Below are 26,843 nucleotides of genomic sequence, written 5' to 3'. Positions count from 1 at the left end.
AATTTGAATGCATTAGCCCAACCATTAGGTTCGTTATTAAAAATAATTTACGACTTAATTGGTAACTATGGTCTTGCCATTATAGTTTTTACTATTGTAGTAAAATTAATAATGGTTCCATTAACATTAAAGCAAATGAGATCTATGAAGCAGTTACAGGAGATTCAGCCAAAAATCAAAGAGTTGCAGGAAAAATATAAAAATGATAAGGAAAAATTGAATGTTAAAACAATGGAATTATATAAAGAGCATCAGGTTAGTCCATTTGGAGGGTGTCTTCCCTTATTAATTCAATTTCCTGTTATTATTGGGCTTTTTGCAGCCCTTAGAAATCCCGGACTATATGTTTTTGGATCTGAAGAAATCTATCAGCAAATTAATACTAGTTTTTTATGGTTACCAAACTTAACGGATCCTGATGTGTGGATTTTACCAATTTTAGCAGGAGCTACAACTTATCTTTCTAGTATAACAATGTCTGCTAATAAGAATGATCAAACACAAAAAATGATGACATATTTCTTCCCTTTGATGATATTTTGGTGGGGAAGAAGTTTTCCAGCTGGATTAACTTTATATTGGGTTGTCAGCAATGTCTTTCAAGCAGTTCAACAAATTATAATTACAAAGCCCTATGCTAAAGCGAAGGAGGGTTCTAATTAGTATGAACTCAATAGAAATAACAGGAAAGTCCGTTGAAGAAGCAATAGAGACAGGTTTAAGTGAATTAAAAAAAAATAAAGAGCAAGTTAAAATAGATATACTTGAAAAACCAACTAAGGGATTTCTAGGGTTAATAGGAACTAAAATGGCTAGAGTTAAATTAACTGTAGTTGATGATCCCGGAGGTGAAGCAATAAAGTTTCTAAAAAAAGTATTTAAAGCAATGGAGTTAGAAGTTGAGTATCAGGCTGAAATTGAAGGAAATAACTTGAATATTGTACTAGCTGGACCCAATATGGGGGTTATTATAGGAAGAAGAGGTCAGACACTTGATTCTCTTCAATACTTAGTTAGTTTGGTTGTTAATAAAGACAGAGAAACCTACTTAAAGGTATTTATAGATACTGAAAACTATAGAGAAAAGAGAGAAGAAACTTTAATAAGATTAGCTAATAAAATGGCACGAAAAGTAAGAAAAATTGGAAAAACTGTAGTATTAGAGCCAATGAATCCGTATGAGAGAAGAATTATACATGCTTCACTACAGGGTAACCCCTATGTGCAAACCTATAGTGAGGGTGAAGAGCCCTATAGAAAAGTAGTAATTACTATAAAAAAGTAGCTTTCGACCCAGTATTTCTACTGGGTTTTTTATTGTAAAAAATAATTGATTTAAGTAAAATTTGGTATAATACAAATAGGTTAATAATAAATAGATTTTTCAATACTTAATTATGAAAAAATTCGATTGAGGTGAAGCTATGTTTATTGATGATACTATTGCTGCCATAGCCACTGCTTCAGGGGAGGCAGGAATTGGAATAGTTCGTATAAGTGGACCAAAATCCATTGAAATTATTGATGTAATATTCGAAGCCAACAATAACAAAAAACTCAGCCAACAACAGCAAAGAAGAATAACTTATGGACATATAGTTGATCCAGATAATATGGAAAAAATAGACGAGGTACTAGTAGTGTACATGAGGGCACCATTTACTTACACCAAGGAAGATATAGTTGAGATTAACTGTCATGGTGGTATGATTCCTGTTAAGAGAATACTTCAACTGGTATTAAGAAAAGGAGCCCGTTTAGCAGAAGCAGGTGAATTTACAAAAAGAGCATTTTTGAATGGTAGGATAGATCTAGCACAGGCTGAGGCCGTTATGGATTTAATTAGTGCTAAAACTGAGAAAGGATTCGATGTAGCTTTTGATCAGCTGGAAGGGGCATTGTCAAAAAGAGTTGAAGGAATGAGAAAGGTAGTATTAGAGCTACTTGCCCATATAGAAGTATCCATAGATTTTTCTGAGGAGGATGTTGACGAGGTTACCCTTGATTATCTTCTACAAAAAAGCATTGAACTGGAAGCAAAAATGTCGAACCTATTGGAAACTGCAGATACAGGTAAGATACTAAGAGAGGGATTAAGTACTGTAATTGTAGGTAAACCTAATGTAGGGAAATCCTCTTTATTGAATTCCCTTTTAAGAGAGTCAAGAGCAATAGTAACAGAAGTTCCTGGAACTACTAGAGATGTTATAGAAGAACAGCTTAATATTCAAGGAATACCTTTAAAAATTATTGATACTGCAGGTATAAGAGAGACAGATGATATAGTGGAGAGGATAGGCGTAAATAAATCAAAGGAATTCTTTAATAAGGCAGATTTAGTAATTTTCATGTTGGATGCTTCCAGAGAATTAACTAAAGATGACATTGAAATTATTGAAATGCTTCAAGATAAAAAGATAATTGTTATTATTAATAAAACTGATTTACCAATAAAAATAGATATGGAAAAAATTCATCAATTAATTGGGGAGAAGAGAATAATAAGCATATCCTTAAAGGAAGAAGTTGGGTTAGATGAATTAGAAAAGACATTGGTTGATATTGTTTATAAGGGCGATATTAAGACAAAAAACAATTTAATGGTTACTAATATTAGACATAAGGATGCCTTAGAAAAGGCCATAAATAGCTTAAGGGATGGTATTGAAGCAGTAAAGAGGCAAATGCCAATGGATTTTATTGAAGTGGATTATAAAAATGTGTGGGATTATTTAGGAGAAATAACTGGAGAAACTGTAGGTGAAGATCTAATTGATCATATTTTCGCTAACTTCTGCATAGGAAAATAGAATTTACTATATGAGTTAAGAGGGAAGAATTATGAACCAATTGAAAAATGAGAGTTGAGAGTTGAGAGTTAAGAGTTAAGAATTAAGAATTAAGAATTAAGAATTAAGAGTTGAGAGCTGAGAGTAAAGAGTAAAGAGTGATAAAAGATAAATGTTGAATGTTGAATGAAAACAAGAAAGATCAAAAGATTGAAAATTAAGAGGTTAGTATTTAAAAGAAAACTAGAAAGAAATAGAGTATTTAAAAGATTAACAACTTAATGGAAAAATATAAAAAAGGTTGTAAATCATTTTACAAACAGTAGTATTTTGAATAAGGGAGGAAAGGTTTTTATGAAATATCATGCTGGAGCATACGACGTTATTGTCGTAGGAGCTGGGCACGCTGGGTGCGAAGCTGCCTTAGCAACCGCAAGGATGGGTTGTAAAACATTAATGATTACCTTAACATTAGACGCTATAGCAATGATGCCCTGTAATCCTTCAATAGGTGGAACTGGTAAGGGACATCTGGTAAGGGAAATAGATGCCCTCGGTGGTGAAATGGGAATCAATATTGATAAAGCTTTTATACAAAGTCGGATGCTTAATACTGCAAAGGGGCCTGCAGTTCATTCTCTTAGGGCCCAGGCAGATAAAACAAAATATCATATTGAAATGAAAAAAACTATAGAAAATCAAGAAAATCTTGACTTAATACAGGGAGAAGTTATTGATATTATAGTAGAAAACAATCAAGCAAATGGGGTTATAACAAGAACTGGAAGTGTATACGAAGGGAAGGCTATCGTCCTTGCCACTGGAGTTTATTTGAAAAGTAAAATTTTTATGGGAGAAGTTAATTATGAGTCGGGGCCAAATGGCCTTTTTGCTGCTAATTATCTATCTGAGAGGTTAAGGGAACTGGGTTGTAACTTAAGAAGATTTAAGACCGGAACACCAGCTAGGATTCATAGGGATTCTATAGATTTTACAAAGATGTCAATTCAACCTGGTGACGAGAAAATTGTCCCTTTTTCATTTTTAAATGATGAGATAAAGATGGACCAGCATCCTTGTTGGTTAACAAGAACAACTTCTGAAACCCTAAGAATAATAAAGAGCAATTTAAGACGATCATCCTTTTATAGAGGAGACATGGAAGGAGTAGGTCCAAGGTATTGTCCATCAATAGAGGATAAAATAGTGAGATTTGAAGATAAGCCTACTCATCAGCTTTTCATTGAGCCAGAAGGATTGGAAACAAAGGAAATGTATGTACAAGGCATGTCGACAAGCATGCCAGTTGAAGTACAGGTAGAAATGCTAAGATCTGTAGTTGGCTTAGAAAAGGCAGAAATAATGAGGCCAGCCTATGCAATTGAATATGATTGTATAGATCCTACTCAATTAAAGGCATCTCTTGAACTGAAGCATATAAGTAATTTCTTTTGTGCTGGTCAATTTAATGGGACATCTGGATACGAAGAGGCTGCTGCTCAGGGACTTATGGCTGGAATTAATGCGGTATTAAGAATAAGAGAGGAAGAGCCCTTTATATTAGATAGATCGGAGGCATATATAGGAGTTATTATTGATGACTTAGTTATAAAGGGAACAAATGAGCCTTATAGAATGATGACATCTAGAGCTGAATATAGATTAGTGTTAAGACAGGATAATGCAGACTTAAGACTTACAGAAAAGAGCTATAGAGTAGGGTTAACTACCGAGGAAAGATATAAAAGGCTATGTGATAAGAGACATAAAATAGAAATGGAAATGGAGAAGCTAAAAAAAACCAATGTTTCACCACAGGAAGTAAACCCCGTATTAGATAAAATCGGAAGTTCATTGGTTAAAGCAGGGATATCCTTATATGACCTTTTGAAGAGACCTGAGATAACTTATAAAGAGATTAAAGGGCTGGATAGCTACCACGAAGATAACATTGGTGAAAAGGTTGAAGAACAATGCGAAATTGTAATTAAGTATGAGGGATATATAGATAAACAATTAAAGCAAATAGATCAGTTTAAAAAACTTGAAAGCAAAAAAATTCCAGATGACTTAGACTACACATTAATTAGTGGCCTTAGGATAGAGGCGCGACAAAAGTTAAACAACATTAAGCCTTTATCTGTTGGACAGGCTTCAAGAATTTCAGGAGTTTCTCCTGCTGACATTTCAGTATTGCTAGTATATTTAGAGCAAAAAAGACGTCAGAAAGTGGTGATAGATTAAATGTCATTGATGAACAAAATACTAAAAGATGGGTGTCATGAATTTCAAATTGAAATTAATGATCAACAAGTACAGAAACTAATAAAGTATAAGGACATATTAATAGATTGGAACAAAAAAATGAATCTTACATCCATAGAAGAGGAAAAAGATGTTGCAATTAAACACTTTCTTGATTCGATTTCATGTCTTAAGGTAAAGAATGTAACGAAAGGAAAATTAATAGATGTAGGTACAGGGGCTGGTTTTCCAGGCATCCCCATAAAGGTGATGAGATCAGATATAAGACTGACACTACTAGATGCATTAAACAAAAGGCTAGATTTTTTGAAAGAAGTTTGTGATCAATTAGATTTAAAAGAAGTAGAATTTGTCCACGGTAGAGCAGAGGACTATGGGCAGCTAGAAGGACATCGAGAGCAATATGATTATGCTGCAGCCAGAGCAGTAGCTCCTCTAAATGTCCTTGTTGAATACTGTTTACCCTTTGTTAAGGTGGGAGGTTTTTTTATATGTCAAAAAGGCCCTCAGCTTAAGGAAGAGCTAAAAGAAGCAAAAAAGGCAATTGATCTTTTAGGAGGAAAACCTGTAGAAGAACAAGTGGTAAAATTACCCTTTAGTGATATTGAGCATAGAATAGTTATAATTGAAAAAGTTAAACATACTCCGACAAAATATCCAAGAAAAGCAGGAAAACCAAGCAAGAATCCCATAAGATAGATGAAAAAAGTTGTATTTTGTAAAACGAAAGTTGGAAACTCAACGATTTAAAAGCAGGATTCAACTAATTTTTATAGAAATCTTACTTATGAATTTGCTAAAGAAGAGAGGGAGATATAGGATGAATAATGCAAAAAAGGAAATTGAGGAGATATCCATCAATTTAATAATTCCCAACCCTTATCAACCACGTAAGTCTTTTTCTCAAATAAGTTTAGAAGAATTAAGTCAATCAATAGAAGCCTATGGCATAATTCAACCTATTAGTGTAAGAAAGATTGGTAATGATAAATATGAATTAATTGCAGGAGAAAGAAGATTAAAAGCTGCAAAGCTAGCCAAGCTAGAAAGGGTTCCAGCTATAATACATAATCAATATAACGATAAAGACTCAGCAGTAATAGCTATAATTGAAAATCTACAAAGAGAAGATTTGAACTTTATTGAAGAAGCAGAGGCATATAACAACTTAATTATGGATCACAATTTTACACAGCAGGAGTTAGCTGTTCAAATAGGAAAAAATCAATCTACTATTGCTAACAAGCTTAGAATTCTTAGATTAGGAGAAGAAATAAAAACACTTTTACTAGAAAACAACTTATCTGAACGACACGCAAGAGCTTTGCTGAAGTTACCGGATGATGAGTTAAGGAAATTGGTTTTACAAAAAGTCATTAAAAATGGTTATAATGTAAAAAAGACTGAAGAAACAATAACAGCAATTGCTGAAGAGATAAGCAAGGAAGATGAACCAAAGAGCAGACAGAAGGTTAGAAGTTTCATGAACTATAAAATTTACATCAATACTATTAAACAAGCCTTTGAAGCCATTAAAGATAAACAAGAAAATGCTGAGTTAAAGCAAGTCGATTGTGGAGAATATATAGAATTGATAGTAAAAATACCTAAAACATAAAGATTGCTTAACATTGATTATCTTTAAGTTTATAGAAAAAACCATTTAAAAGACCAGTAAAATTAAATGCTGGTCTTTTTTATGCGTTTTATAAAAAAACTTAAAACAATAAGTTGAAATTGTTGAAAAAGTCAACAATATCCAGACTGTTGAAAATTATTCAGATTGGAGACGCAAAAAAAAGCAGCGAAGGCAGCGTATACGTAATACGCAAGGGTGCTGGTTTTTTGCAGCAACGAATAAGATGGAGGATTTTAAACAGTCTGAACAATATGTTTATAAATAACTATGGAGGCTACATTTTACCAGACAGAGTCAATATGCCGAAAACTATAAATATAATACCAGCTGCAGTTTGAAGTATATTAGGATTTATAAATTTATTCAAATGAGTTGCCGCAAAAACACCAATAAAAGAGCTCAAGATTAGAGCCAATGAAGACCCAATAAATACAGGCCATATAGATTTTGATTGGGTAGCAAGTAGCATTGTCTGCAATTGAGTTTTGTCACCTAATTCAGCAATAAAAACTATACAAAAAGTTGTTATAATTGTTCTAAACATAAACTGCCTCCCCTTTGCTTGTGTTAAAATTAATATTAACGAAAAAGATTAAATGCTATATGTTATTTTGATAGCTTCAAAATTAGTTTATATATAACTATGAAGGAAAAGGTAGAATTAGTCATTTTTTTTGACGCATATAAGAAGTAAGTTATATGGACTTTACTAAAGATGATGTGATTTTTGTTAGGCTTTAGTTCATGTTAATTAATAAAGTGATTTTAACCTGTTTTCAAGGGTTCTTAATTGAAATAGCAGCTTCGTTTACATAATACATGTAATAAAAGAGTGTATTTAATTAAAATATTCTTCAATTATCGACATTGAATGCAATTTCAAAGAAGGTGAAATTTTAGTTTTATAGAAATTAATAGATATAATATAATTGACGAGGGAGTGGATTGTTTTGAGTAAAGTAATTGCTATATTTAATCAAAAAGGAGGAGTAGGAAAAACAACAACTAATGTTAATCTAAGTGCCTGCATTGCTCAAATGGGCAAAAAGATATGCGTTATAGATATTGACCCGCAGGGGAATACAACAAGTGGATTTGGAATTAATAAAAGCACGCTAGAATATAGTATCTATGATGTGATAGTAAATGAAATTGCACTAGAAAAAGTTATTATTCCAACTGAGTATAGCAATTTAGACATAGTACCCTCTAGTGTTCAATTGGCAGGTGCAGAAATTGAACTAGCAAGTATAGAAAATAGAGAAATTCAGTTAAAGGAGTCTATAAATACTATAAGAGATAAATATGATTATGTATTTGTTGATTGCCCGCCTTCTTTAGGACTATTGACTATAAATTCACTGGCTGCTGTTGATAGTGTCCTTATACCAATACAGTGTGAATACTATGCATTGGAGGGTGTAAGCCAGTTAATGAACACCATTCAATTGGTGAAAAAGAACCTTAATCCAAACCTTGAAATACAAGGAGTTGTTCTAAGTATGTTTGATGGAAGAACAAATCTTTCTATTCAGGTGGTGGACGAAGTTAAGGCATATTTTAAGGGGAAGGTTTATGCCACCATTATTCCAAGGAATGTTAGATTAGCCGAGGCACCTAGTTATGGCCAGCCTGTTATATACTATGATGAAAAGTCAAAAGGTGCAGAGGCATATAGGGAACTAGCCGAGGAATTTCTAGATTTAGAGGAGGATGTGATTTAGATGAACAAAAAGAGAGGACTAGGTAAGGGACTAGAGGCTTTAATACCTGAAATGAAGACTTTTACCATTGAAGAAGAGCTAAAGCAGGAGGAAAAAATACTACTAATTAATATTAATAAAATATATCCAAATATTCATCAGCCAAGAAAAGATTTTGACATAGATAGCATTAATGAATTAGCTGAATCAATTAAGGCCCACGGAATTATTCAACCAATAATTGTTACAAAAAGAGACGATGGTTATATGATTATTGCAGGAGAAAGAAGATGGAGAGCTGCAAAAAGTATTCAACTTACAGAAATGCCGTGTATTGTAAGAGAATATGAAGAAGGACAACTTGTTAAGGTAGCATTAATAGAAAACATTCAGCGACAAGATTTGAATTCAATTGAAGAGGCATTCGCTTATAAACAAATAATTGATGAGTATAGTGTAACACAAGAGAAGTTGGCAGATGCTCTTGGAAAGAGCAGGCCTTATATAGCAAACACCTTGAGGCTACTTCAACTAGATGAAAGAATTATTGATATGATAAAAAAAGGAGTATTAAGCAGCGGCCATGGCCGAACCCTTTTGAGAATAGAGAATAAAGATAAACAGTTCATTCTTGCCAATAGAATACTTACTGAAGGCTTGAATGTAAGAAAGACAGAGGAATTAGTCGCAAAGGAAAGTACTCCAGTGAAGATAAAAAGGAAAAAGGAGAAAAAGAACTATATATTAACAGACATCGAAGACAATTTAAAGAATTTTTTCGGCACGAAGGTTTCTATACTACAAGGGAAAAAGAAGGGTAAAATAGAAATAGAGTATTATAATGATGACGATTTACAAAGGATTTTAGATTTGTTAAACAAAAGTTAAATTGTTTCACGTGAAACAATTTAGTGGATAAGGAGAAATTTATGGAGCTGAAAATATTTTATGTAGAGGCATTTTCTGATAAGATTTTTGGTGGCAACACGGCAGCTGTTGTTATTGATGATGCTCAGCTATCCACACACCAAATGCAAAAAATTGCTTGCCAGCTTAAACTTTCAGAAACTGCCTTTGTAAAGATCGACACTAATGAAAAAAACAACTTTATCGTTAGATTCTTTACTCCTCTGCAGGAGGTAGATTTATGTGGACATGCAACTATAGCCACCTTCGAGGTTTTATATAAAAATGGGTATATAGATATAGAGGGAAGAAATGCAAACTGCAGTCAAATAACCAAGGCCGGAAAATTTGAAGTTCAAATTGAGATAGAGGATGAAAACACTAGCAAAATAGTGATGCTACAAGGGGATCCTCGAATAGTTAATAAAAATATAGATACTGACAAACTTTGTTCTATCCTAGGAATTGATATCAAAGATATTGGAATCGATGGGTTTCATCTTACACCACAAGTAGTAACAACTGGCCTAGAGGATATAATTTTCCCTGTTAAAAAACTAGAGGTATTAAAAGAAATAAAACCAAACATGAATAAGTTAGCGGATGTCTGCAGGGAATTGGATATAATCGGAATCCACTGTTTTACCACTGAAACCTTAGACAGCGGTGCTCATGCCCATTGCAGAAACTTTGCCCCTCTTGTTGGAATTAATGAGGAAGCTGCCACAGGAACTTCCAGTGGAGCTCTTGCATATTATCTGATAGAGAACAATATATACCCTTTAAGTAATTCTAGAAGCTTTACATTCGAGCAGGGCTTTGTTATGAACAGACCAAGCAGAATACATGCTACAATTATAAAAGATCATTTGCATAAAAAGATTTATGTTGGAGGGCAAGCCAAGATTTTTATAAGTGGAGTATTAAGCCTTTAAGAAAATATAGAAAGTAGTAAATTAAAATAAAACGGATAACTTTTACTGTAGTAGCATTTAGTTGGTAAAGTTTAGTTGTTAAGAAGTGAGGAGGATTAATTTGATTTATTTAGATAACGCCGCAACAACTTATCCAAAACCAGAAATAGTCTATGAGGCTGTATTAAATCATATGAGAGGGTTTGGAGCTAACCCAGGAAGATCAGGACATAAGCTGGCTATCGAAGCTGGAAGGGTTATTTTCAAAGGTCGTGAGCTGGTTTGTAAATTATTCAACATTGACAACCCTATGCAGGTTGTATTTACAAGTAATGCCACTGAGTCATTGAATCTTGGAATAAAGGGAGTTCTTAAGCCAGGAGATCATGTTATTACAACCAGTATGGAGCATAATTCTGTACTTAGGCCGATAAAAGCATTAGAAAGCATTGGTGTAGAAAATACAATTGTTGAATGTTACTCAGATGGCTCTATTAGTGTTAAAGAAATAGAAGCTGCAATAAAAAGAAACACTAAATTAATAGTAATGACTCATGCATCAAATGTAACAGGAACCCTTATGCCAATTGGCGAAATTGGGCAAATTGCAAAAAATAATAACATTCTATTTTTGGTTGATGCTGCTCAAACAGCAGGCGTATATGATATAGATGTTAACAAGCTTAATATTGATATATTAGCTTTGCCAGGACATAAGGGACTATTGGGACCACAGGGAACAGGGATTCTTTACATTAGAGAAGGAATCGACGTTATGCATTTTAAAGAAGGTGGAACTGGAAGCAAATCGGAGGAGTTGACTCAACCTGAAATGATGCCAGATAGATATGAAAGCGGAACCCCCAACACACCAGGAATTGCTGGTTTAGCTAAGGGTATAGAATTTATTCTTTCTGAGGGTGTTCATAAAATTCGAAGACACGAAGAAGAACTAACTAAGTACTTTCTCGATGAATTAAGTCATATAAAAGAGGTAAAGGTATATGGAGTAAAGGACGCATCTAAGCAGGCTGCGGTTGTTTCATTGAATATTGGTGAAGAGGATTCGTCAGAGATTGCATATATATTAGACAAAGCCTATGACATTGCAGTAAGGCCAGGCTTACATTGTGCTCCAGTTGCACATAAAACTATTGGTTCCTTTGAGCAGGGAACAGTCAGATTTAGCATAGGTTATTTTAATACTAAAGAAGACATCGATAAAGTAGTAACCGCTATAAAAGATATCTGCCAACAGCTTTAGTTTTCTATACTACCAATCAATAAATTGAACCTCAGGAAGTTCATCTGCTTAGTTTCGCAGAACTAACAAAGATGTTTCTATGAGGTTTTTTTATTACAATTTGATGAAATGAATAGCTGAATTCATTAAGTCATGATAAAATATATTGAGCAAATAAAACAACGGATAAATCGAAAGGAGCTTTTTCATGCAGTTGGTCTTAGATTTTATTGATGCCTATAGTTCTTTTGTTATTGCTGCTAGCTTAGTAATGAACCTATTACTAATTATATTACTATCTATTAATTATGGAATGACATCCAGCCTTAAGGACAAGTATAAAAAGCTAGTTAAAGGAACTAATGGTAAAAACATAGAGGGTCTTTTAATGGAGCACATGGACAAGGTAGAAGACATCAACAAGGAGTTTGATAAAATAAACAATAGAATAAACCTACTGGATAACCGTATTAGTTTTTGTGTTCAAAAAATTGGTATTATAAGATATAGCGCCTTTAATGATACAGGCAGCGATCTAAGCTTTTCCATTACATTGCTAGATGAAAACAATGATGGTTTAATACTAACAGGAATACATGGACGTTCAGAAACAATCTCTTATGCAAAGCCTATTAAAGATGGAAAATCTAATTATAGTCTATCTGTAGAAGAACTACAATCCTTGGAAAGAGCGAAGGGTAAGCTTGTTGACGGAAGAGATATGAAGGGTTCTAGACGTAGCAAAGAGGTTAGCTGATGGAGGATAAGACATACTTGTTTATAGTAAACCCGATATCTGGCAATGGAAAAGGAAGTAGGATGGTTGGTAAAATACATGAAGTAATGAAGGACAAGAAAACTGTCTATAGACTTGAGGTAACAAAAGCAAAAGGAAATGCAAAAGAAATTGCTATGAATGCCAGTGAAGATATTATAGTCGCTGTAGGTGGAGATGGCACAATAAATGAGGTAGTTAATGGTATCGCCCAGAAGAAAAAAGTCCTAGGAGTTATACCTTCTGGCACTGGTAATGATTTTATACGGAACCTCAATATACCAGTTGAGGCAGACAAAGCTATTGAGATAATATTGAAGGGTAAGGAAAAGGAAATAAACATAGGAAAAGTATTTGAACACTATTTTATTAACATCGCATCAGTAGGATTGGATGCACAAATTGCTAGTGAGGCGAATACGCTTAAAAAACATTTTAACGGAACATATGCATATATTGCAGCCCTGATAAAAGTACTATTCTCTTTTAGATATATGAAGCTGGTAATTAAAAACAGTGATAAAACATATGTGCTTGATACTATGCTGATGGCCTTCTGTAATGGCAGAAGCTATGGAGGCGGTATGAAGATAGCACCAGAGGCGGACATGTCAGATGATTTAATGGATATTTGCATTGTGAAAAAAATGAGCAAATTAAAGCTTCTGATACTATTCCCAACAATATTTAAGGGTAAGCATCTACGGTTTAATGAGGTAGAAATGATGAAAACCTCAAAAATAACATTATTTATAAAGGATCCTTTAAAAATCAATTTGGATGGAGAAATTTTTACCATTTCAAAGGAAGAATATGAATTTATTGATTTTAAAATTTTTGACCATAAAATAAAGGTTTTATGTTAAAGGAATTATAATTAGAATTATTTTATTGAAATTGAATGAAACCACCTCTAATAAGCAAGAATAAGCATTAGGAGGTGGTTTTTTTGAAAAAAATAGCAGTTGAAGAAGGCTTGAAGCAGGTTAAAGATGAATTAAAAGCTAGAGGATATGAGATTATTGACTTTAACAAGGGCGGGTCTGTAGACGCAATAGTTTATAGTAACGATTACTCAGGAATTGAAGCCTTTAACAACGAGGCAGGAATTCAGGATTACGGAGCAATGTTGATTAACGCTAATAATAAAACAATAGAAGAAATAGTATATATGATTGAAAAAAGAAGATATGGTGGGTTATTTACATAAACATAATTGGCTATAAAAACTACAGCATCAAAGCATATTTAGTATGTTTTGATGCTGTAGTTTTGTATTTCAATAATTAACTCATATATATAACCATACTATAAACAAGCTCATAAATTAAATAACCTTTCAAAAAGAAAATTTATACTGTTTGCTTATGGTGATTAAGCTTCCATAAGGAAAACTTTATACCTTCTGCAATTATCTCTGCCATTTTCATTACCAAGCTCAATCGTGTGTTTTGCAAAACTATGTATTCCATATAGCCACAGAGATTAACAATACCTGTGATATGTAGATCCCCCACAGCTGGTAAATCCTTATTTACCCCTGCCCCTGGCTTAAGGGGACCATTGCCAACCTTAATAAAACCTATTCTATCCATCTTACCTAAGCATGCATCTATAGCAATAATAAAAGGGTTATTATGCTTTGAATAAATATCAGTAATCTTCTCGTTTAAATTTTTTGCATGCACAGGATCTTCTAAAGTACCGTAAATAGATACATCGGGGTATCTATTTAGTTGAGAAGATAATTTATAACCTATTAATGGACCAAGTGAGTCGCCTGTCGATCTATCTGTGCCGATACATAAAATAATTATATCTTGATAGGGCGGCAAATAATATTGCTTTAAGTTATCAATAATCAGCATACTTAAATCTATATAAGCCATAGGAACATGGACATTTATTGAATCATTTGGGTTACGCAATTTTGACATTAATAATCCTCCTTTGTTGACACCGAATATTTGCTTATAGAAACATATTATTGAATTAAATGAAATATGTATTCTATAACAGTGTGCCCCAAAAAAATTTTTCAATACTTCTTATCAATGACTAACTGCAATAGTTGGTTACATATTGAAATAATTTCAGAGGCAACGAAATTTTCAATAAAGGAGAGAAGATATGCAAAGAATTAAGTCTATTTGGACTTTGGCTAGTATTTATGTTGGAACAGTAATTGGAGCAGGATTTGCTTCGGGACAGGAGATACTACATTTTTTTGGAAGATATGGAGTGTATGGAGGAGTTGGTGTAGTGCTTGCAACAATTCTATTTACTATTATTGGTATCATGGTGCTAACAAAGGTATACAACAGAAATATATTGAAATTTGACATGTTTACCCTTCAGTATTTGAGTCCAAGGTATCTGAAGATAGTACAATTAGTATTTATACTTTTTCTTATTGCAAGTTATTTAATAATGATAACGGGAAGTGGAGCTATACTAAAGGAGCATTTCCAGCTAAATCCTTTTAAAGGAATAATTATAATGACTATTATATGCTACATTGTATTCATTTTCGGAACGAAAGGTATCGCAAGGACAAACGAGATATTAGTACCTATTATGACTGCTATTGTAATTGTAGTAGCCATAGTAGCAATAATTAACCAAAGTAGTTTTATTAGTAATGGCGAATTCAAATTAAAAGTTATTATAGAGGAAGTAATATCGGGCTTTAGAAAGAGTAATTTTACTGATATAATAGTTCTATTAGTTGGAGCTATGTGGTCCTCAATAATATACGTGTCCTATAATATTCTTATATCAGTTGCAGTAATGTCTTCTGTTAGGCCTTTAATTTATGATAAGGGATCAGCCATTGGCGGTGGCCTTGTGGGAGGGCTTATATTAGGCGTGCTGGCAATGCTAATTTTATCTTCTTTGTTGATTTTCTGGCCAAATATATATAAACTAGAGGTACCGATGGTTGCAATAGCATATTCACTAGGAGGATTTTCAAAAAATATTTATAGTATTCTATTACTTCTAGCAATGTTTACTACAGCTATAGCAGCTGGACATGGAGGAATTAGTAATATATGTGAGATGACCGGAGCTTCAGTGCCTATGATTGGAGCATTTGTTTGTATTATAACGATCCCATTAACTTTGTTAGGGTTCAAAGGGTTAATCTCGATAATTTACCCGTTTTTTGGATATTTAGGATTTGGGTTTTTAGCTTTAATCTTACTTAATCCTAAGGGATAAGCACTTAAAATGTTTCACGTGAAACAGGAGGGGAAATTTGTGGCACATAACAAAAAAACTCTTTGGGTGGTAATACTGGCATTAAGCATTCTAATGCTTATAATCCCAGCAACAAAGGGAGTTTTCAAAGGAAAAGAAAGTAGTACCAGCAAGGATATTATCTTGCTAAAGGAAATAGAAGTACCGCATAGTAGTCAAATAAACTATAAAAAGTTTCAAGAGGGATTAATTCAGTATTGGGATGGAGTCCTTTTCTCATATAGTAGCAGTGGACAGCAGAATTGGAGTCTCCATTTAGGGGTTGTTAATCCCATCATCAAAGTAAACTTGGATAATGTATATGTTTTTGACCAATCTAAAAACCAATTAATTAGAATAAATAACAAAGGAGAGGTAGTGTATAGGACAGTAATAGAAAAGCCCTTAAGCTCTTTACAAGTATGTTCTAATAATTATGTTCTAATTAATCATGAAAGGATTGACAACTCCCCCATTAATTATTTATTAATATTAAATGAGGAAGGGAAAATTACAGGAGAGATTTCTCTAAACAGCGGAGATATAATAAATACTACTATATCTCAGAAGGCCTCAAGAGTTGTTCTACATACGCTGGAGCTGCAAGCAGGTAATCTTGTTAAAAGTCTTTTAATATATGATCTCAAGGGAAATCTCATTAGGCTTGACAGTATAGAGGATATCCTACTTAGCATGCATTATAACAATGATAAGTTAGTGGGAATAATAAAGGATTCTATTATTAGTTGGGGTAAAAATGGTGAAGAACTATGGTCGGTAAACACACAAATGATAAAGAATATTAATGTTCTGTCGGAAGAAAACATAGTGATTTTTGAAGGGAATAATGAAAAAACAGGACTAATACAGGGCAGAAGCAGCGAAAATATAAAAGTATTAAATTATAATGGAAATATAATTGGAGAAAGAGGAATTAAGGTAAACATAGCGGGAATAGATGTTGGAAAAGAAAAAATACTTTATTACACTGACCGTACTGTTTTTATACTAAATGATAGAGGGCAGCTAAAAATGGAGTATAAGTATAATAGTGACATTGAACAGGCATATGTCTTTCCCCAAAATTATTTTACAATAGTAACAAAAGAAAAAATATCCTTCTTCAAAACACAAGAAAAATGATGGAGTGATAAAATGTCTTATTTTGATATTATTATTATTACAATACTTTTATTAAACATAGGCTGGGGATACAAAAAAGGGCTAATTAAAACGTTACTAAGCTTCACCAGCTATTTAGCTGCCATAATATTATCTAGGATGTATTATAAAACTCTAGCTGAATGGATACAAGCCAATACTACCATATTTAGTAGAATTGAATCCATAATATTCAATAATTATGAAGCTATGAGTGGTAATTGGAACTCCCCTGCCGATGAAGGAATCGCAAGTTCTATTAAAACATTGGACATAATTAAAGCACAGCTCATAAATGAAAACAGCATTGAAAGCTATGCTTATCAAGCTATGGAAACAGTAAAAACTGAGATTGTTACAACAATAGCTTCTTTTTTTATAAATGTTTTATCTTTGGTTATAATTTTTGTTGTAGTAAGATTTGTGATTTTGCTTATTGGAAGTCTTCTTAATGTCGCCTTTGATTTCCCTTTGCTTAAGCCAATAAATGGACTGGGGGGCATGCTGGTGGGTCTTATAAGGGGAGTTCTTATTGTCTTAATTATTATATTGATTTTAATACCATGGGCAATAAAAAATCCAATGGGAGCTATTGCAAGCGGTATAGAGGGATCTATTGTTTTAGAAAAAGTCTTTAATGTTTGGTTATTATTAATTATTGAGAGGATTACATCCTTATAAATGCGCGCTAATAAAAGCTGTGTTATAATGTAAGTACTACTTAAATGAAGGTGATATTATGTCATATAAAGCACTATACAGAAAATGGAGACCACAAATATTTGAGGACATTGTGGGACAACAGCATATAGTTACTACATTAAAAAATCAAATTAGAAAAGAGAGTCTATCTCATGCTTACTTGTTTTCAGGTACTAGAGGAACAGGAAAAACATCAACAGCAAAAATTTTTGCTCGAGCTGTAAACTGTATAAGTCCTATTGAAGAAAACCCTTGCAACCTATGCGAAATTTGTAGGGGGATAACCACAGAAAGCATTATGGATGTCATTGAGATTGATGCTGCCTCAAACAATGGAGTCGATCATATTAGAGAAATAAGAGAGAATGTTAAGTATCCTCCATCAAAGGGGAAATATAAGGTGTATATTGTAGATGAAGTACATATGCTTAGCACAGGAGCCTTTAATGCTTTGTTGAAAACATTAGAAGAGCCTCCTAAGCATGTTATATTTATATTGGCTACAACTGAGCCACAAAAACTCCCGGCCACTATTCTTTCTAGATGTCAACGATTTGACTTTAAACCAGTTAAAATAAAAGACATTGAAAATAGACTGATTGTTATATGTCAATCGGAAAGCATTAGCTATGACGAGAAGGCATTACGAGTAATAGCAACCAATGGAAGAGGATCCTTAAGGGATTCATTAAGCATACTTGAGCAATGCATTTCATTTACCCAGGGGGAGCTTTCCTATGAGAAGGTAACAGAAACATTGGGGATAGCAAGTGATGACTTTTTAATAAAGCTTATGATGGCAATTGCTATGAAAAAATCGTCAGAGGCTTTGACTCTTATACAGCAGATGGTTATGGAGGGTAAAGATCTACAACAGTTGATTAAAGAACTCATAAGCTACTTAAGAAAACTATTAATGATTATGATGAAGGTTGATATTGAAGAAATACATATCGACTCACAGGAAATAAATATAGCACTATCTGACATAGAAGCATTACTAAAGGAAAAAGAAATTATAGAAATGATTTATAAACTGTCAGAGGCAGAGGCAAAAATAAAGTATGCAACCCAGCCTCAAATTATTATCGAGGTTACAATTGTTGATATGTGTCATAAAAGAAGTGAGCCAACAATGAATGACCTGCTTGAAAGAATTGAAAAATTAGAAAGACTTGTTGATGGAAGCGCCATAGCTGCTGTACGTAAAGATAGAGAAAGTATAGGAATTAATCACGCAAAGGAAATAAATGAAGATATTAATGTGATATATAAGACAGCTGAAATGGAAGAAAATGAAAATGCAACAATGGGTAGGGGTATAGAAAAAGAGAATAGTGGCACAATGACTTCGGCAGAAGTCGCAGGCGGATTGCCTCCAGACTTTAACGTTATTAAAGATAAATGGAATGATGTTTTAGAAAAGATAAGACAAAATAAAAAAGCTCAAATAAAAGCTTTTTTAATGGAGGGAAGCCTGATCTCCCTAAAGGGAAAGCAACTCATTATTGGGTTTAAAGAAGGCTATGGTTTTCATCGGGAGGCGCTGGATAAAGAGAAAACAAAGGAGTTTTTATCGGATATAATTAAGCAGGTTTCTGGACAAGGAGTTACTCTATCATTTGTTATGGAAAATGAAGCAGCTAAGGTAGTAGATAAGGTAGACTATTCATTGGAGAGACTGAAGAAAGCTGTTCCGAATGAAATACTTAAAATTGTAGAAGAATAGTTATATATTAAGATGTTTATGCTATAATTTTTAATAGGTTAGGTAATTTATACAGAGAATTATAGCTCTGACATAGGTTTATTTATTACGTAGGAAAGTTCCTTCAGAACTTCCTATGTAGTACGGGGTTGTTAAGGGGGCGTTCCCCCTTATGATCAAAGAGGAAGATACAGCGAAGGGTCCTAAGGACCTGAGGGGTTCCTTTGGAAAAACAAAAGTGTTTTTTTGTTATTTTAAGGAATGAAATACTTTTGTTCTAAATTAAATGAAGTTAAGGAGGAGAAAAATATGGCAAAAAAAGGATTTCAGGGTATGGGCGGAATGCCAAATATGAATAATATGATGAAGCAGGTACAAAAAATGCAAAAACAAATGGAGGAGCTTCAGGAAGATCTTAACCAAAGAGAGCTAGAAACAAGTGCTGGCGGTGGGGCAGTAACAGTACGAATTAATGGAAAAAAGGAAATATTGGCTATTAATATCAAGCCTGAAGTAATAGATCCAGATGATGCTGAAATGTTACAGGATCTTATGATGGCGGCAATAAACGAGGCAATTAGATCTGCCGAAGAAATGGTATCAAAAGAAATGTCAAAAGTGACAGGTAACATGAACCTACCTGGAGGTCTGTTTTAGAGCTATAAGAAATGAGGGGGAAAAATGAATTACTATTCAGCACCGATAGCCAGGTTAATTGAGGAATTTTCAAAGCTACCAGGTATTGGTAGAAAAACTGCCCAAAGGTTGGCTTTTTATGTAATTAGCTTATCCGAAGAGGATGCAGTAAAGTTGTCTAGGGCCATAATAGAGGCTAAAAAGAGCATAAGATATTGTAATATATGTACTAATTTAACGGATCAAGATACCTGCTTAATTTGCAGAGATAAAAAAAGAGATCAATCGGTTATCTGTGTTGTAGAAGACCCAAGAGACGTTGTAGCAATGGAAAGAACTAAAGAATTTAAAGGGTTTTATCATGTTTTACATGGAGCAATTTCTCCTTTAGATGGGATAGGACCAGATGATATAAGAATAAAGGAGCTTTTGGTTAGACTTCAAGGAGATAATGTCAAAGAGGTTATTCTGGCAACAAACCCCAATATAGAGGGTGAAGCCACTGCTATGTATGTTACAAGGCTATTGAAACCCCTAGGTATTAAGGTAACTAGAATAGCCCACGGCATACCAGTTGGTGGAGATTTAGAATATGCTGATGAAGTAACCTTAGCCAAAGCACTGGAAGGACGTAGAGAGCTTTAAAAGTATATGCACAAATGTGCTATTAGAAAACTCTAACAAAAATAATAAATTATAAGAACATGGTTCAAGGAAGGTGTAGCTTCCTTGGTCCGTGTTTTTTTACTAATTGTACAATCTTTTCATAACCTTATTCTCTTAAACAATAAAAAAAATGATATTTGAAAACTCATGTTGCAGTTTTCCAAATAAGAAAGCTAATAATGGAGGTAATACGATGAAAATTGATAGAAAACATAAAAGGATTTTGGAAATCGTTAATTGTCAATTAAGCTGCTCAGCACATAATTTAGACCATGTACTTAGAGTATATAATCTTTGCGTATTACTGGCAAAGCACGAAAAAAAAGTTGATTTAGATGTGCTTATTCCTTCTGCATTATTGCATGATATTGCAAGGGTAAAAGAAAGTCAAGATGAAACAGGAAAAATAGACCATGCAGTGTTAGGGAGTGAAATGGCAGAGGATATATTAAGAGACCTAAAATATGATGAAGAGAAGATTATGAAGATAAAGCACTGTATTATAGCACATAGATTTAGAACAGGAAATGAACCAGAAACAATAGACGCAAAAATTCTTTTTGATGCTGATAAATTAGATGCAATCGGCGCCACTGGAATTGCCCGTTCTTTTATGCTAGCAGGGCAATTTGGACAAAGATTAGTTGGAAATGAATCAATGGATAAATATGAAAAAGAAAATGTAGTTGAAAACGGGAGATTGAAGAATTTATCAAAGCATACACCATTTATTGAGTATGAGGTTAAGTTTAAGAAAATTCCCCAAAAGCTATATACAAAAAAAGCAAAAGAGCTGGCTATAGAAAGATTAAAATTTATGGAAGAGTATTTTGCCAGATTAAAAATGGAGATAAGTAATATATAAACCTATAAAAAAAGGATAAAGCCTATAAAAATCATGGCCAGTAAGAGGGAATGACCCATTCTTACGCCATTTTTTTTTACTGAAAACAAAGTATTGACTTTAGCTTTGGGCTAAGGTTTATACTTAAATCAAATAGGAATTTAAGGAGGTAACAATATGAATGAAAGATACTCAATTAATGAAGCAGCTGAAATTTTCGGTATTACTACAAATAAACTAAGATTCTATGAAAAGAAAGGAATTCTAAAACCTAAAAGAGATACTATCAACAACTATCGATACTATACCAATGATGATTTAATCAGAATACAAACAATACTTATGTACAGAGTGCTAGGCCTCCCGTTAGATGACATAAAGAATATTCTAGACGAGGTTATTAAGGATAATATTATTGATCACTTTTATAAGCAATGGGAGGTGATAAATGATGAAATACATAGACTAAGACTAATGAGAGACTCTATTGAAGGGATTATGGATGATATATATGATTCAAAAGGTGAGAATAAGCTTAATAAAATAATGGAATCGGCTAAAAGGATAAGCCAAATAAGAAAGATTAAAGCAAGCTGGAAGGACAGATGGGACTTTGATGATTGGGCAAAAACTTATGATATATCGGTAAAGAATGACTCTGGGGAGCTAAAAATTTATGAAAACTATAATGATGTTTTAAGTACGGTATATGAGGAGGCTATTAAAGGTATTAATATAGAAAAACATAATGTAAGGATACTGGATATAGGCGTAGGAACAGGCAATCTATCGGAAAAGTTTTTAGTCGAAGGATATGATATTGTTGGAATAGATCAATCAAGAAAAATGCTAAATGTAGCAAAGCAAAAGTTTCCTAATTTAAAAGTAAGATTAGGAGAATTTCTAAACATTCCATTCGATAGAAATGAGTTTGATATTATTGTTACCACCTATGCATTTCATCATTTGAATGATGAAGAGAAGGAACTTGCCATTGATGAAATGATGAGAGTATTGAAAGATAATGGAAGAATTATTATTGGTGATATGATGTTTGAGAATAGTCTAGAAAAATCAAAATTAATGAAAAAGCTTTCAAAGGAACAAATAGATGAGATTAATGACGAATACTATTCTGATATAGAAAAATTAGAAGCCGTATTTAATAAGCAGGGTAAGCAATTAGATAAATATAAAATTGATATGCTGAACTTTGTAATCTGCGTTTATTAGTTTTTTATCGCAATTTAATACTTATTAATAAGCCTTGGAACATCTTTTTTGCTGCAATAAAAATTCATAACCTATTTATACCAAGATGTACATTAAGCAGATGGTAAAAGCTTTAATAGCTCTTTTATTAAATGAAGAAGTTTATTTAATGATGGTCTCATCAATTATCGAAATATAATTGGCATTAAAATCAACTAATCCATCATTTTTCATTTTCTTTAATTCTCGGGATAAGGAGGTTCTTTGTAGGCCTAATCTTTCTGCTAACTCTTTTTTTGTAATATTTAATTTTATATTGGTAGTGTTTTGTAAAAAAGACTCATATTTTAAAAAGTCTATAATAGAATCTCTAATTGATTTCAGCGATATGACTTTAATTTTATTTGTTAATATAGCTGTTTTATCTGAAATCGAGGACAAATATTCAATTAAAAAGGTACTATTTAATTGACATAGCTCTAAAACAAGACTCTTTTTTACGTGAAGTATTTTTGTGGCTGTTTTTGCCATAATAGTCATTGGATAATAAGGATACTTTGAAAACAATAGATTACCGCCAATACTATCTCCTGAATGAAAATCTACTATAGTTAAGGCATTTCCGTTCTCGTCAATACGTTGTATAATTACGTGGCCCTCCAATATGATATCTAAAAACAGGCACTTCTCGCCTTCAAAATGTATAATACTACTCTTTTTATAATTAGATATTGAATAAGAATCGAAAGTAAAGCGAGTTAAGAGTTCCTCATAAGGGATGTCTTTAAATAAATCTGTAGCTTTTATCAAAGCAACATACTTTTTAATATCCATTTTTTTATCACCTTTTTCTAATTAGTTACCACGGTAACTTCATATAATATAAGTTTATTATATTATAGAGTTAAAGAAATTTAAAGGAGGTAAAACAATGGTAGAAAAAAGATATAAGTATACTGTTACAGATGAAAAGACCATAGAAAGGATCATTGATGATAAAAGTATTAATCTAAATCATATGGTTCTATCCAATGGAACAGGATTACCAGAGCACTTTTCTAACTCAAATGTATATATGATTATAACAAGAGGAATTATGTCAATCAAGCTACAGGATGAAAAAGAAAGGAACTATGGCACTGGTGACATAATTAATATACCATATAACACTAAAATGAATGTTAGAAACAGAAATAATGAGATATTGGAATTTTTTGTAGTGAAGGCACCAAATCCTCAGCACTATAGGGAGGAATAATTATGGATATATTTACAGTTTCATTATGGGTGTTAACTTTTACTGCTCTTTTCTTGTCTTTGGTAAAAAACAAGGAGAAGACGGTAAGCTCTATGAAAATGGCAAGAAGCATGATGGGTAGCATGATTGGAGATATTTTCGGCATCCTCTTACTAATAGGGTTATTACTGACTTTTATTCCACCAGAGAACATAAAAAATATTTTAGGACAGTCAAATTACATTGCTTCAACCATAGTGTCTGCTATAGTAGGTAGTATTACACTAATACCTGCTTTTGTTGCATTTCCATTAGTGGGATCGTTTGTTGATGTTGGGGCAAGCATCGTCCCATCGGTGGCCTTTTTAACAACCCTTACAATGGTAGGTGTTGTTACCTTTCCACTTGAGAAGCGAGAATTTGGATTAAAATTTGCATTGACTCGAAACAGCATGAGTTTTGCATTTGCTATAATAATAGCTCTGTTAATGGGGGTACTGATATGAAGGTAATACAATACTTTAATAAGAATAAGTTATTGACAATAGTCCTATTAATCTATGCTGTGCTTTTTTTAATAACCCCTGCTAAAGCAGGGCTGGCAGTTAAAAATAGTATTTACTATATAGTTGAAATGCTGCAAATTATGCCAGTTGTTTTTCTACTTACGGCTATTTTAGAAGCTTGGGTTCCCAAAGAAGTAATAATGAATGGGTTTGGAGAAAGGGCAGGCTTAAAGGGTAGTGCATTTTCATTTATTTTAGGAAGTTTATCAGCTGGACCTATTTATGCAGCATTTCCTATATCAAAGATGCTTTTGAAAAAGGGTGCAAGTGTTACTAATATTGTTATTATTTTAAGTACATGGGCAGTGGTTAAGGTTCCAATGCTTGCTAATGAAGCTAAATTTTTAGGGCCCAAATTTATGGGTGTACGATGGATTCTTACAACAATAGCAATCTTTATTATGGCATACTTAACAGCCATGATTGTAAAAATAGAAAGTATACCTATGACAGAGCTAACCCATAAAAAGAAAGGTGGAGAAATAAATATTAATGAACAATACTGTATGGGATGCGGGATCTGTACCAGAATATCACCAAAAAATTTCAAAATGAAAAATAAAAAAGCAAAATTCAAGGAAAATGATGTTAATGATTCAGAAAATGTTAATAAGGCAATAGAAAAATGTCCGGTTAATGCAATTAGCAATTAATATGACTGAGTATATGCAAATAAAGTGATGCTTAGGAGGAAAGGCAAAGAGTTTGCTTTTTCTCTTTTTTATATAAATAAGAAAGTTCCATGACCCAATTATATAAAAAGGGGTTGTAGGGGAATAATACGCTGCCCTTCTTCTTTAGGTAATAGAATGGATTAAGAGTATTATTAAAATAAAAATTAAAATAATGTTTAAAGTAAATAAACCTTGGTATATATAAAATAGATAATTTGTAATGATTACAAAAATAAAACCATTACAAATTATGTGGAGAAAGGAGTTGATATTAATGAAAGAGAGCATAGATAAAGTTAGCCAATATTTAACTAAGAATAGTATAAAGCCCTCATATCCTAGAATAAAAATTTTTCAGTATCTAGAAGAAAATCACTCCCATCCCACCGTAGATGAAATTTATAATACACTTGTAAAGGAGATACCTACATTATCTAAAACTACAGTATATAATACATTAAACATATTAATAAATGCAGGTGTGGCTAGAGTACTAACAATTGAAGGAAATGAAACTAGATATGATGTAGATATGAAAGAGCATGGACATTTTAAATGTGAAAGCTGTGGTGATATTATTGATTTTACCATTGAAACAGATAAACTAAATGTTATGGAATTGAAAGATTTCAAAATTAATGTGAAAAGCATATATTACAAAGGCATTTGTAATGAATGTCTAAAATATAAAAAAGAAAAATTAGAGGAGGAATAATTTATGGAAGCAAGAATTGGATTAGAATTAAAAGGTAGAGAGCAGGTTTCAGAGGTGTTTAACCAGTACTTAGCAAACTTACATGTATTGTATACTAAGCTACACAATTATCACTGGAATGTAGAGGGAAAGAACTTCTTTCAACTACACTCAAAATTAGAAGAGCTTTATGATCATACTGCTGAAGAAATTGATGAAGTGGCTGAGAGAATCCTGATGCTAGGCTTTAGACCAGCAGCTACAATGAAAGAGTATTTAGAACTTGCTACATTAAAGGAAGCAGAAAGTAAAAGTATTAAAGGAGACGAGATTGTAGAATCATTATTAGAGGATTTTTCCACACTTATAATAGATTTAAGGAAGGGTATCAAATTAGCTGAAGAAAATGATGATCAAGTGTCAATTGATCTAATGGTAGGGACTTTAGCCAACCTGGAGAAGACATCTTGGATGCTCCGGGCATATTTAAGCTAATAGAATTGTATTAATTCTGTATAAGGATTTTTTAATAATTAATTACCTTATTAAAGGGAAAGACCAGCATTTAACTAGGTCTTTCCTTTTATTTGGTTAGGAAATATTAAAATATAAGCATACTAAAATATTTCCCGGGAAATACTATTTGAATTTCTAACTAGAAAAATAAAAACATTGATAACAAATTTACTGCATAGATTATAAGAGAGCATTATTTCTATATAACATCAATATCAAGCTACATTGTTAAGGGTGCCAGTAAAGGCCCCAAAACACAAAATCAAGTATAAATTTGTAAAATATGGATAACCTACTAGATAAAGATTATTTAAGGAGGGGGAATCCATCTTGAAGGAAGGTTATATTGCTAATCAAAAAGATAAACTAAAGGAAAACATCTCAAATGTTGTGGAAAGTTTTTACCAGAGGGTGGGGCTTATACAAGAGGGTAGTAAGACTGAGGATGAAGATTTTATACAGATAATATACAAAGCCCATGAGGAATGGAAAAGTGCAGAGGCCTTTTTTGACAATGTTTCCGACCCAGATTTAATTGACCATGCAATTTATAAGGTAGAAGCAGCAAAGAGCAGATATACCTACTTAATTAAAAAAGCAAAAGAAGAAGGTATACGAGTTAATTTTCATTAAGGATGACATATTGATGTTATTAGTATTATATAATATAGGGAGTAGTAGTTTACTACTCTTTTTGTTATACTTATAAAACGCGACTTTAATAAAAACAGCAAATTTTTTGATAAGGTATGT

At 32.7% G+C, this 26,843-nt stretch carries 30 protein-coding genes; 27 read left to right on the top strand and 3 right to left on the bottom strand.

Translation table 11 applies throughout. The features are described from left to right. Nucleotides 1–3: 3 nt before the first annotated feature. The 6 genes from BLP68_RS09740 (at nucleotide 4) to noc (ending at nucleotide 6,672) form a co-directional block, all read left to right on the top strand. Entirely contained in the window at nucleotides 4–663 is a 660-nt protein-coding gene (locus tag BLP68_RS09740) for a YidC/Oxa1 family membrane protein insertase (RefSeq protein ID WP_091542952.1), read from the top strand. 1 nt (nucleotide 664) lies between these two features. Then, nucleotides 665–1,285, top strand: a complete 621-nt coding sequence (gene jag, locus BLP68_RS09735; protein ID WP_091542950.1) for an RNA-binding cell elongation regulator Jag/EloR — start codon at nucleotides 665–667, stop codon at nucleotides 1,283–1,285. Nucleotides 1,286–1,424: 139 nt separating this feature from the next. Continuing rightward, nucleotides 1,425–2,810 (top strand): tRNA uridine-5-carboxymethylaminomethyl(34) synthesis GTPase MnmE, encoded by a 1,386-nt coding sequence (gene mnmE, locus BLP68_RS09730; RefSeq protein WP_091542949.1) that lies wholly within the window; start codon nucleotides 1,425–1,427, stop codon nucleotides 2,808–2,810. Nucleotides 2,811–3,143: 333 nt separating this feature from the next. Further along, nucleotides 3,144–5,033, top strand: coding sequence for a tRNA uridine-5-carboxymethylaminomethyl(34) synthesis enzyme MnmG (mnmG, locus tag BLP68_RS09725; RefSeq protein WP_091542947.1), 1,890 nt, complete (start codon nucleotides 3,144–3,146; stop codon nucleotides 5,031–5,033). Beyond that, nucleotides 5,034–5,753 carry a 16S rRNA (guanine(527)-N(7))-methyltransferase RsmG gene (gene rsmG, locus BLP68_RS09720; protein WP_330389129.1) on the top strand — a complete coding sequence of 240 codons (720 nt, stop codon included), beginning with the start codon at nucleotides 5,034–5,036 and terminating at the stop codon, nucleotides 5,751–5,753. A 121-nt stretch (nucleotides 5,754–5,874) separates the two neighbouring features. After that, nucleotides 5,875–6,672, top strand: coding sequence for a nucleoid occlusion protein (noc, locus tag BLP68_RS09715; RefSeq protein WP_091542946.1), 798 nt, complete (start codon nucleotides 5,875–5,877; stop codon nucleotides 6,670–6,672). Between the two features lie 295 nt (nucleotides 6,673–6,967). Here the strand turns inward: noc and BLP68_RS09710 are convergent, their stop codons facing one another. Beyond that, nucleotides 6,968–7,237: a TMEM165/GDT1 family protein gene (locus BLP68_RS09710; protein ID WP_091542944.1), complete on the bottom strand. Its 270-nt coding sequence runs from the start codon at nucleotides 7,235–7,237 to the stop codon at nucleotides 6,968–6,970. A gap of 406 nt (nucleotides 7,238–7,643) precedes the next feature. Here BLP68_RS09710 and BLP68_RS09705 point away from each other — a divergent pair, with 406 nt between their 5' ends. The 7 genes from BLP68_RS09705 (at nucleotide 7,644) to BLP68_RS09675 (ending at nucleotide 13,444) form a co-directional block, all read left to right on the top strand. Then, complete coding sequence (locus tag BLP68_RS09705; RefSeq protein ID WP_091542942.1) at nucleotides 7,644–8,417, top strand: ParA family protein; 774 nt, start codon at nucleotides 7,644–7,646, stop codon at nucleotides 8,415–8,417. Then, complete coding sequence (locus tag BLP68_RS09700) at nucleotides 8,418–9,284, top strand: ParB/RepB/Spo0J family partition protein (protein WP_091542941.1); 867 nt, start codon at nucleotides 8,418–8,420, stop codon at nucleotides 9,282–9,284. 41 nt (nucleotides 9,285–9,325) lie between these two features. After that, complete coding sequence (locus tag BLP68_RS09695) at nucleotides 9,326–10,237, top strand: PhzF family phenazine biosynthesis protein (RefSeq protein WP_091542939.1); 912 nt, start codon at nucleotides 9,326–9,328, stop codon at nucleotides 10,235–10,237. Nucleotides 10,238–10,337: 100 nt separating this feature from the next. Then, nucleotides 10,338–11,480: an aminotransferase class V-fold PLP-dependent enzyme gene (locus BLP68_RS09690; RefSeq protein WP_091542938.1), complete on the top strand. Its 1,143-nt coding sequence runs from the start codon at nucleotides 10,338–10,340 to the stop codon at nucleotides 11,478–11,480. Between the two features lie 187 nt (nucleotides 11,481–11,667). Next, on the top strand, nucleotides 11,668–12,216 hold the full coding sequence (locus BLP68_RS09685; RefSeq protein ID WP_091542935.1) for a DUF4446 family protein: 549 nt from the start codon (nucleotides 11,668–11,670) through the stop codon (nucleotides 12,214–12,216). Then, a complete protein-coding gene (locus BLP68_RS09680; RefSeq protein WP_091542933.1) occupies nucleotides 12,216–13,100 on the top strand; it encodes a diacylglycerol/lipid kinase family protein in 885 nt (294 codons plus the stop codon). Before BLP68_RS09685 ends, BLP68_RS09680 begins: the two co-directional genes overlap by 1 nt. A gap of 83 nt (nucleotides 13,101–13,183) precedes the next feature. Then, nucleotides 13,184–13,444 (top strand): YkuS family protein, encoded by a 261-nt coding sequence (locus BLP68_RS09675; protein WP_091542931.1) that lies wholly within the window; start codon nucleotides 13,184–13,186, stop codon nucleotides 13,442–13,444. Between the two features lie 142 nt (nucleotides 13,445–13,586). Here the strand turns inward: BLP68_RS09675 and yyaC are convergent, their stop codons facing one another. Further along, a complete protein-coding gene (gene yyaC / locus BLP68_RS09670; RefSeq protein ID WP_091542929.1) occupies nucleotides 13,587–14,171 on the bottom strand; it encodes a spore protease YyaC in 585 nt (194 codons plus the stop codon). 193 nt (nucleotides 14,172–14,364) lie between these two features. On the opposite strand from yyaC, the gene BLP68_RS09665 reads away from it, so the two are divergent. The 8 genes from BLP68_RS09665 (at nucleotide 14,365) to BLP68_RS09630 (ending at nucleotide 22,424) form a co-directional block, all read left to right on the top strand. Continuing rightward, nucleotides 14,365–15,456, top strand: coding sequence for a YkvI family membrane protein (locus BLP68_RS09665; protein WP_091542928.1), 1,092 nt, complete (start codon nucleotides 14,365–14,367; stop codon nucleotides 15,454–15,456). A gap of 39 nt (nucleotides 15,457–15,495) precedes the next feature. Continuing rightward, the gene (locus tag BLP68_RS09660) at nucleotides 15,496–16,617 is read left to right on the top strand and encodes a DUF5711 family protein (protein WP_091542926.1); all 1,122 of its coding nucleotides are present in this window, start codon (nucleotides 15,496–15,498) and stop codon (nucleotides 16,615–16,617) included. Between the two features lie 12 nt (nucleotides 16,618–16,629). Beyond that, nucleotides 16,630–17,316: a CvpA family protein gene (locus BLP68_RS09655; RefSeq protein WP_091542924.1), complete on the top strand. Its 687-nt coding sequence runs from the start codon at nucleotides 16,630–16,632 to the stop codon at nucleotides 17,314–17,316. Nucleotides 17,317–17,374: 58 nt separating this feature from the next. Further along, a complete protein-coding gene (dnaX, locus tag BLP68_RS09650; RefSeq protein ID WP_091542923.1) occupies nucleotides 17,375–19,066 on the top strand; it encodes a DNA polymerase III subunit gamma/tau in 1,692 nt (563 codons plus the stop codon). Nucleotides 19,067–19,354: 288 nt separating this feature from the next. Beyond that, nucleotides 19,355–19,702: a YbaB/EbfC family nucleoid-associated protein gene (locus tag BLP68_RS09645; protein ID WP_091542921.1), complete on the top strand. Its 348-nt coding sequence runs from the start codon at nucleotides 19,355–19,357 to the stop codon at nucleotides 19,700–19,702. A 24-nt stretch (nucleotides 19,703–19,726) separates the two neighbouring features. Then, nucleotides 19,727–20,326, top strand: a complete 600-nt coding sequence (gene recR / locus BLP68_RS09640; protein ID WP_091542918.1) for a recombination mediator RecR — start codon at nucleotides 19,727–19,729, stop codon at nucleotides 20,324–20,326. A 214-nt stretch (nucleotides 20,327–20,540) separates the two neighbouring features. Continuing rightward, nucleotides 20,541–21,212, top strand: a complete 672-nt coding sequence (locus BLP68_RS09635) for an HD domain-containing protein (RefSeq protein WP_091542916.1) — start codon at nucleotides 20,541–20,543, stop codon at nucleotides 21,210–21,212. 156 nt (nucleotides 21,213–21,368) lie between these two features. Beyond that, on the top strand, nucleotides 21,369–22,424 hold the full coding sequence (locus BLP68_RS09630) for a MerR family transcriptional regulator (protein WP_091542914.1): 1,056 nt from the start codon (nucleotides 21,369–21,371) through the stop codon (nucleotides 22,422–22,424). 141 nt (nucleotides 22,425–22,565) lie between these two features. Here BLP68_RS09630 and BLP68_RS09625 read toward each other — a convergent pair whose 3' ends face one another. Then, nucleotides 22,566–23,237: a Crp/Fnr family transcriptional regulator gene (locus BLP68_RS09625; RefSeq protein ID WP_091542912.1), complete on the bottom strand. Its 672-nt coding sequence runs from the start codon at nucleotides 23,235–23,237 to the stop codon at nucleotides 22,566–22,568. Nucleotides 23,238–23,334: 97 nt separating this feature from the next. Between BLP68_RS09625 and BLP68_RS09620 the strand changes: the two genes are divergently transcribed. The 6 genes from BLP68_RS09620 to BLP68_RS09595 all read left to right on the top strand — a co-directional run bounded on the left by BLP68_RS09620 (nucleotide 23,335) and on the right by BLP68_RS09595 (nucleotide 26,723). Further along, nucleotides 23,335–23,661, top strand: coding sequence for a cupin domain-containing protein (locus BLP68_RS09620; RefSeq protein WP_091542910.1), 327 nt, complete (start codon nucleotides 23,335–23,337; stop codon nucleotides 23,659–23,661). 2 nt (nucleotides 23,662–23,663) lie between these two features. Continuing rightward, nucleotides 23,664–24,146 carry a permease gene (locus tag BLP68_RS09615; RefSeq protein WP_091542909.1) on the top strand — a complete coding sequence of 161 codons (483 nt, stop codon included), beginning with the start codon at nucleotides 23,664–23,666 and terminating at the stop codon, nucleotides 24,144–24,146. Continuing rightward, nucleotides 24,143–24,859 carry a permease gene (locus BLP68_RS09610; RefSeq protein ID WP_091542907.1) on the top strand — a complete coding sequence of 239 codons (717 nt, stop codon included), beginning with the start codon at nucleotides 24,143–24,145 and terminating at the stop codon, nucleotides 24,857–24,859. Before BLP68_RS09615 ends, BLP68_RS09610 begins: the two co-directional genes overlap by 4 nt. 295 nt (nucleotides 24,860–25,154) lie before the next feature. Continuing rightward, entirely contained in the window at nucleotides 25,155–25,595 is a 441-nt protein-coding gene (locus BLP68_RS09605) for a Fur family transcriptional regulator (protein ID WP_091542906.1), read from the top strand. A 3-nt stretch (nucleotides 25,596–25,598) separates the two neighbouring features. Further along, entirely contained in the window at nucleotides 25,599–26,069 is a 471-nt protein-coding gene (locus tag BLP68_RS09600) for a Dps family protein (RefSeq protein ID WP_091542904.1), read from the top strand. Nucleotides 26,070–26,420: 351 nt separating this feature from the next. Continuing rightward, on the top strand, nucleotides 26,421–26,723 hold the full coding sequence (locus tag BLP68_RS09595) for a YaaL family protein (RefSeq protein ID WP_242876952.1): 303 nt from the start codon (nucleotides 26,421–26,423) through the stop codon (nucleotides 26,721–26,723). Nucleotides 26,724–26,843 lie beyond the last annotated feature (120 nt).

Source organism: Alkaliphilus peptidifermentans DSM 18978 (genome assembly GCF_900101495.1).
GTDB lineage: Bacteria > Bacillota > Clostridia > Peptostreptococcales > Natronincolaceae > Alkaliphilus_C > Alkaliphilus_C peptidifermentans.
The sequence above is the reverse complement of the archived record's forward strand: the minus strand, read 5'-3'. Positions and strand labels throughout refer to the sequence as shown.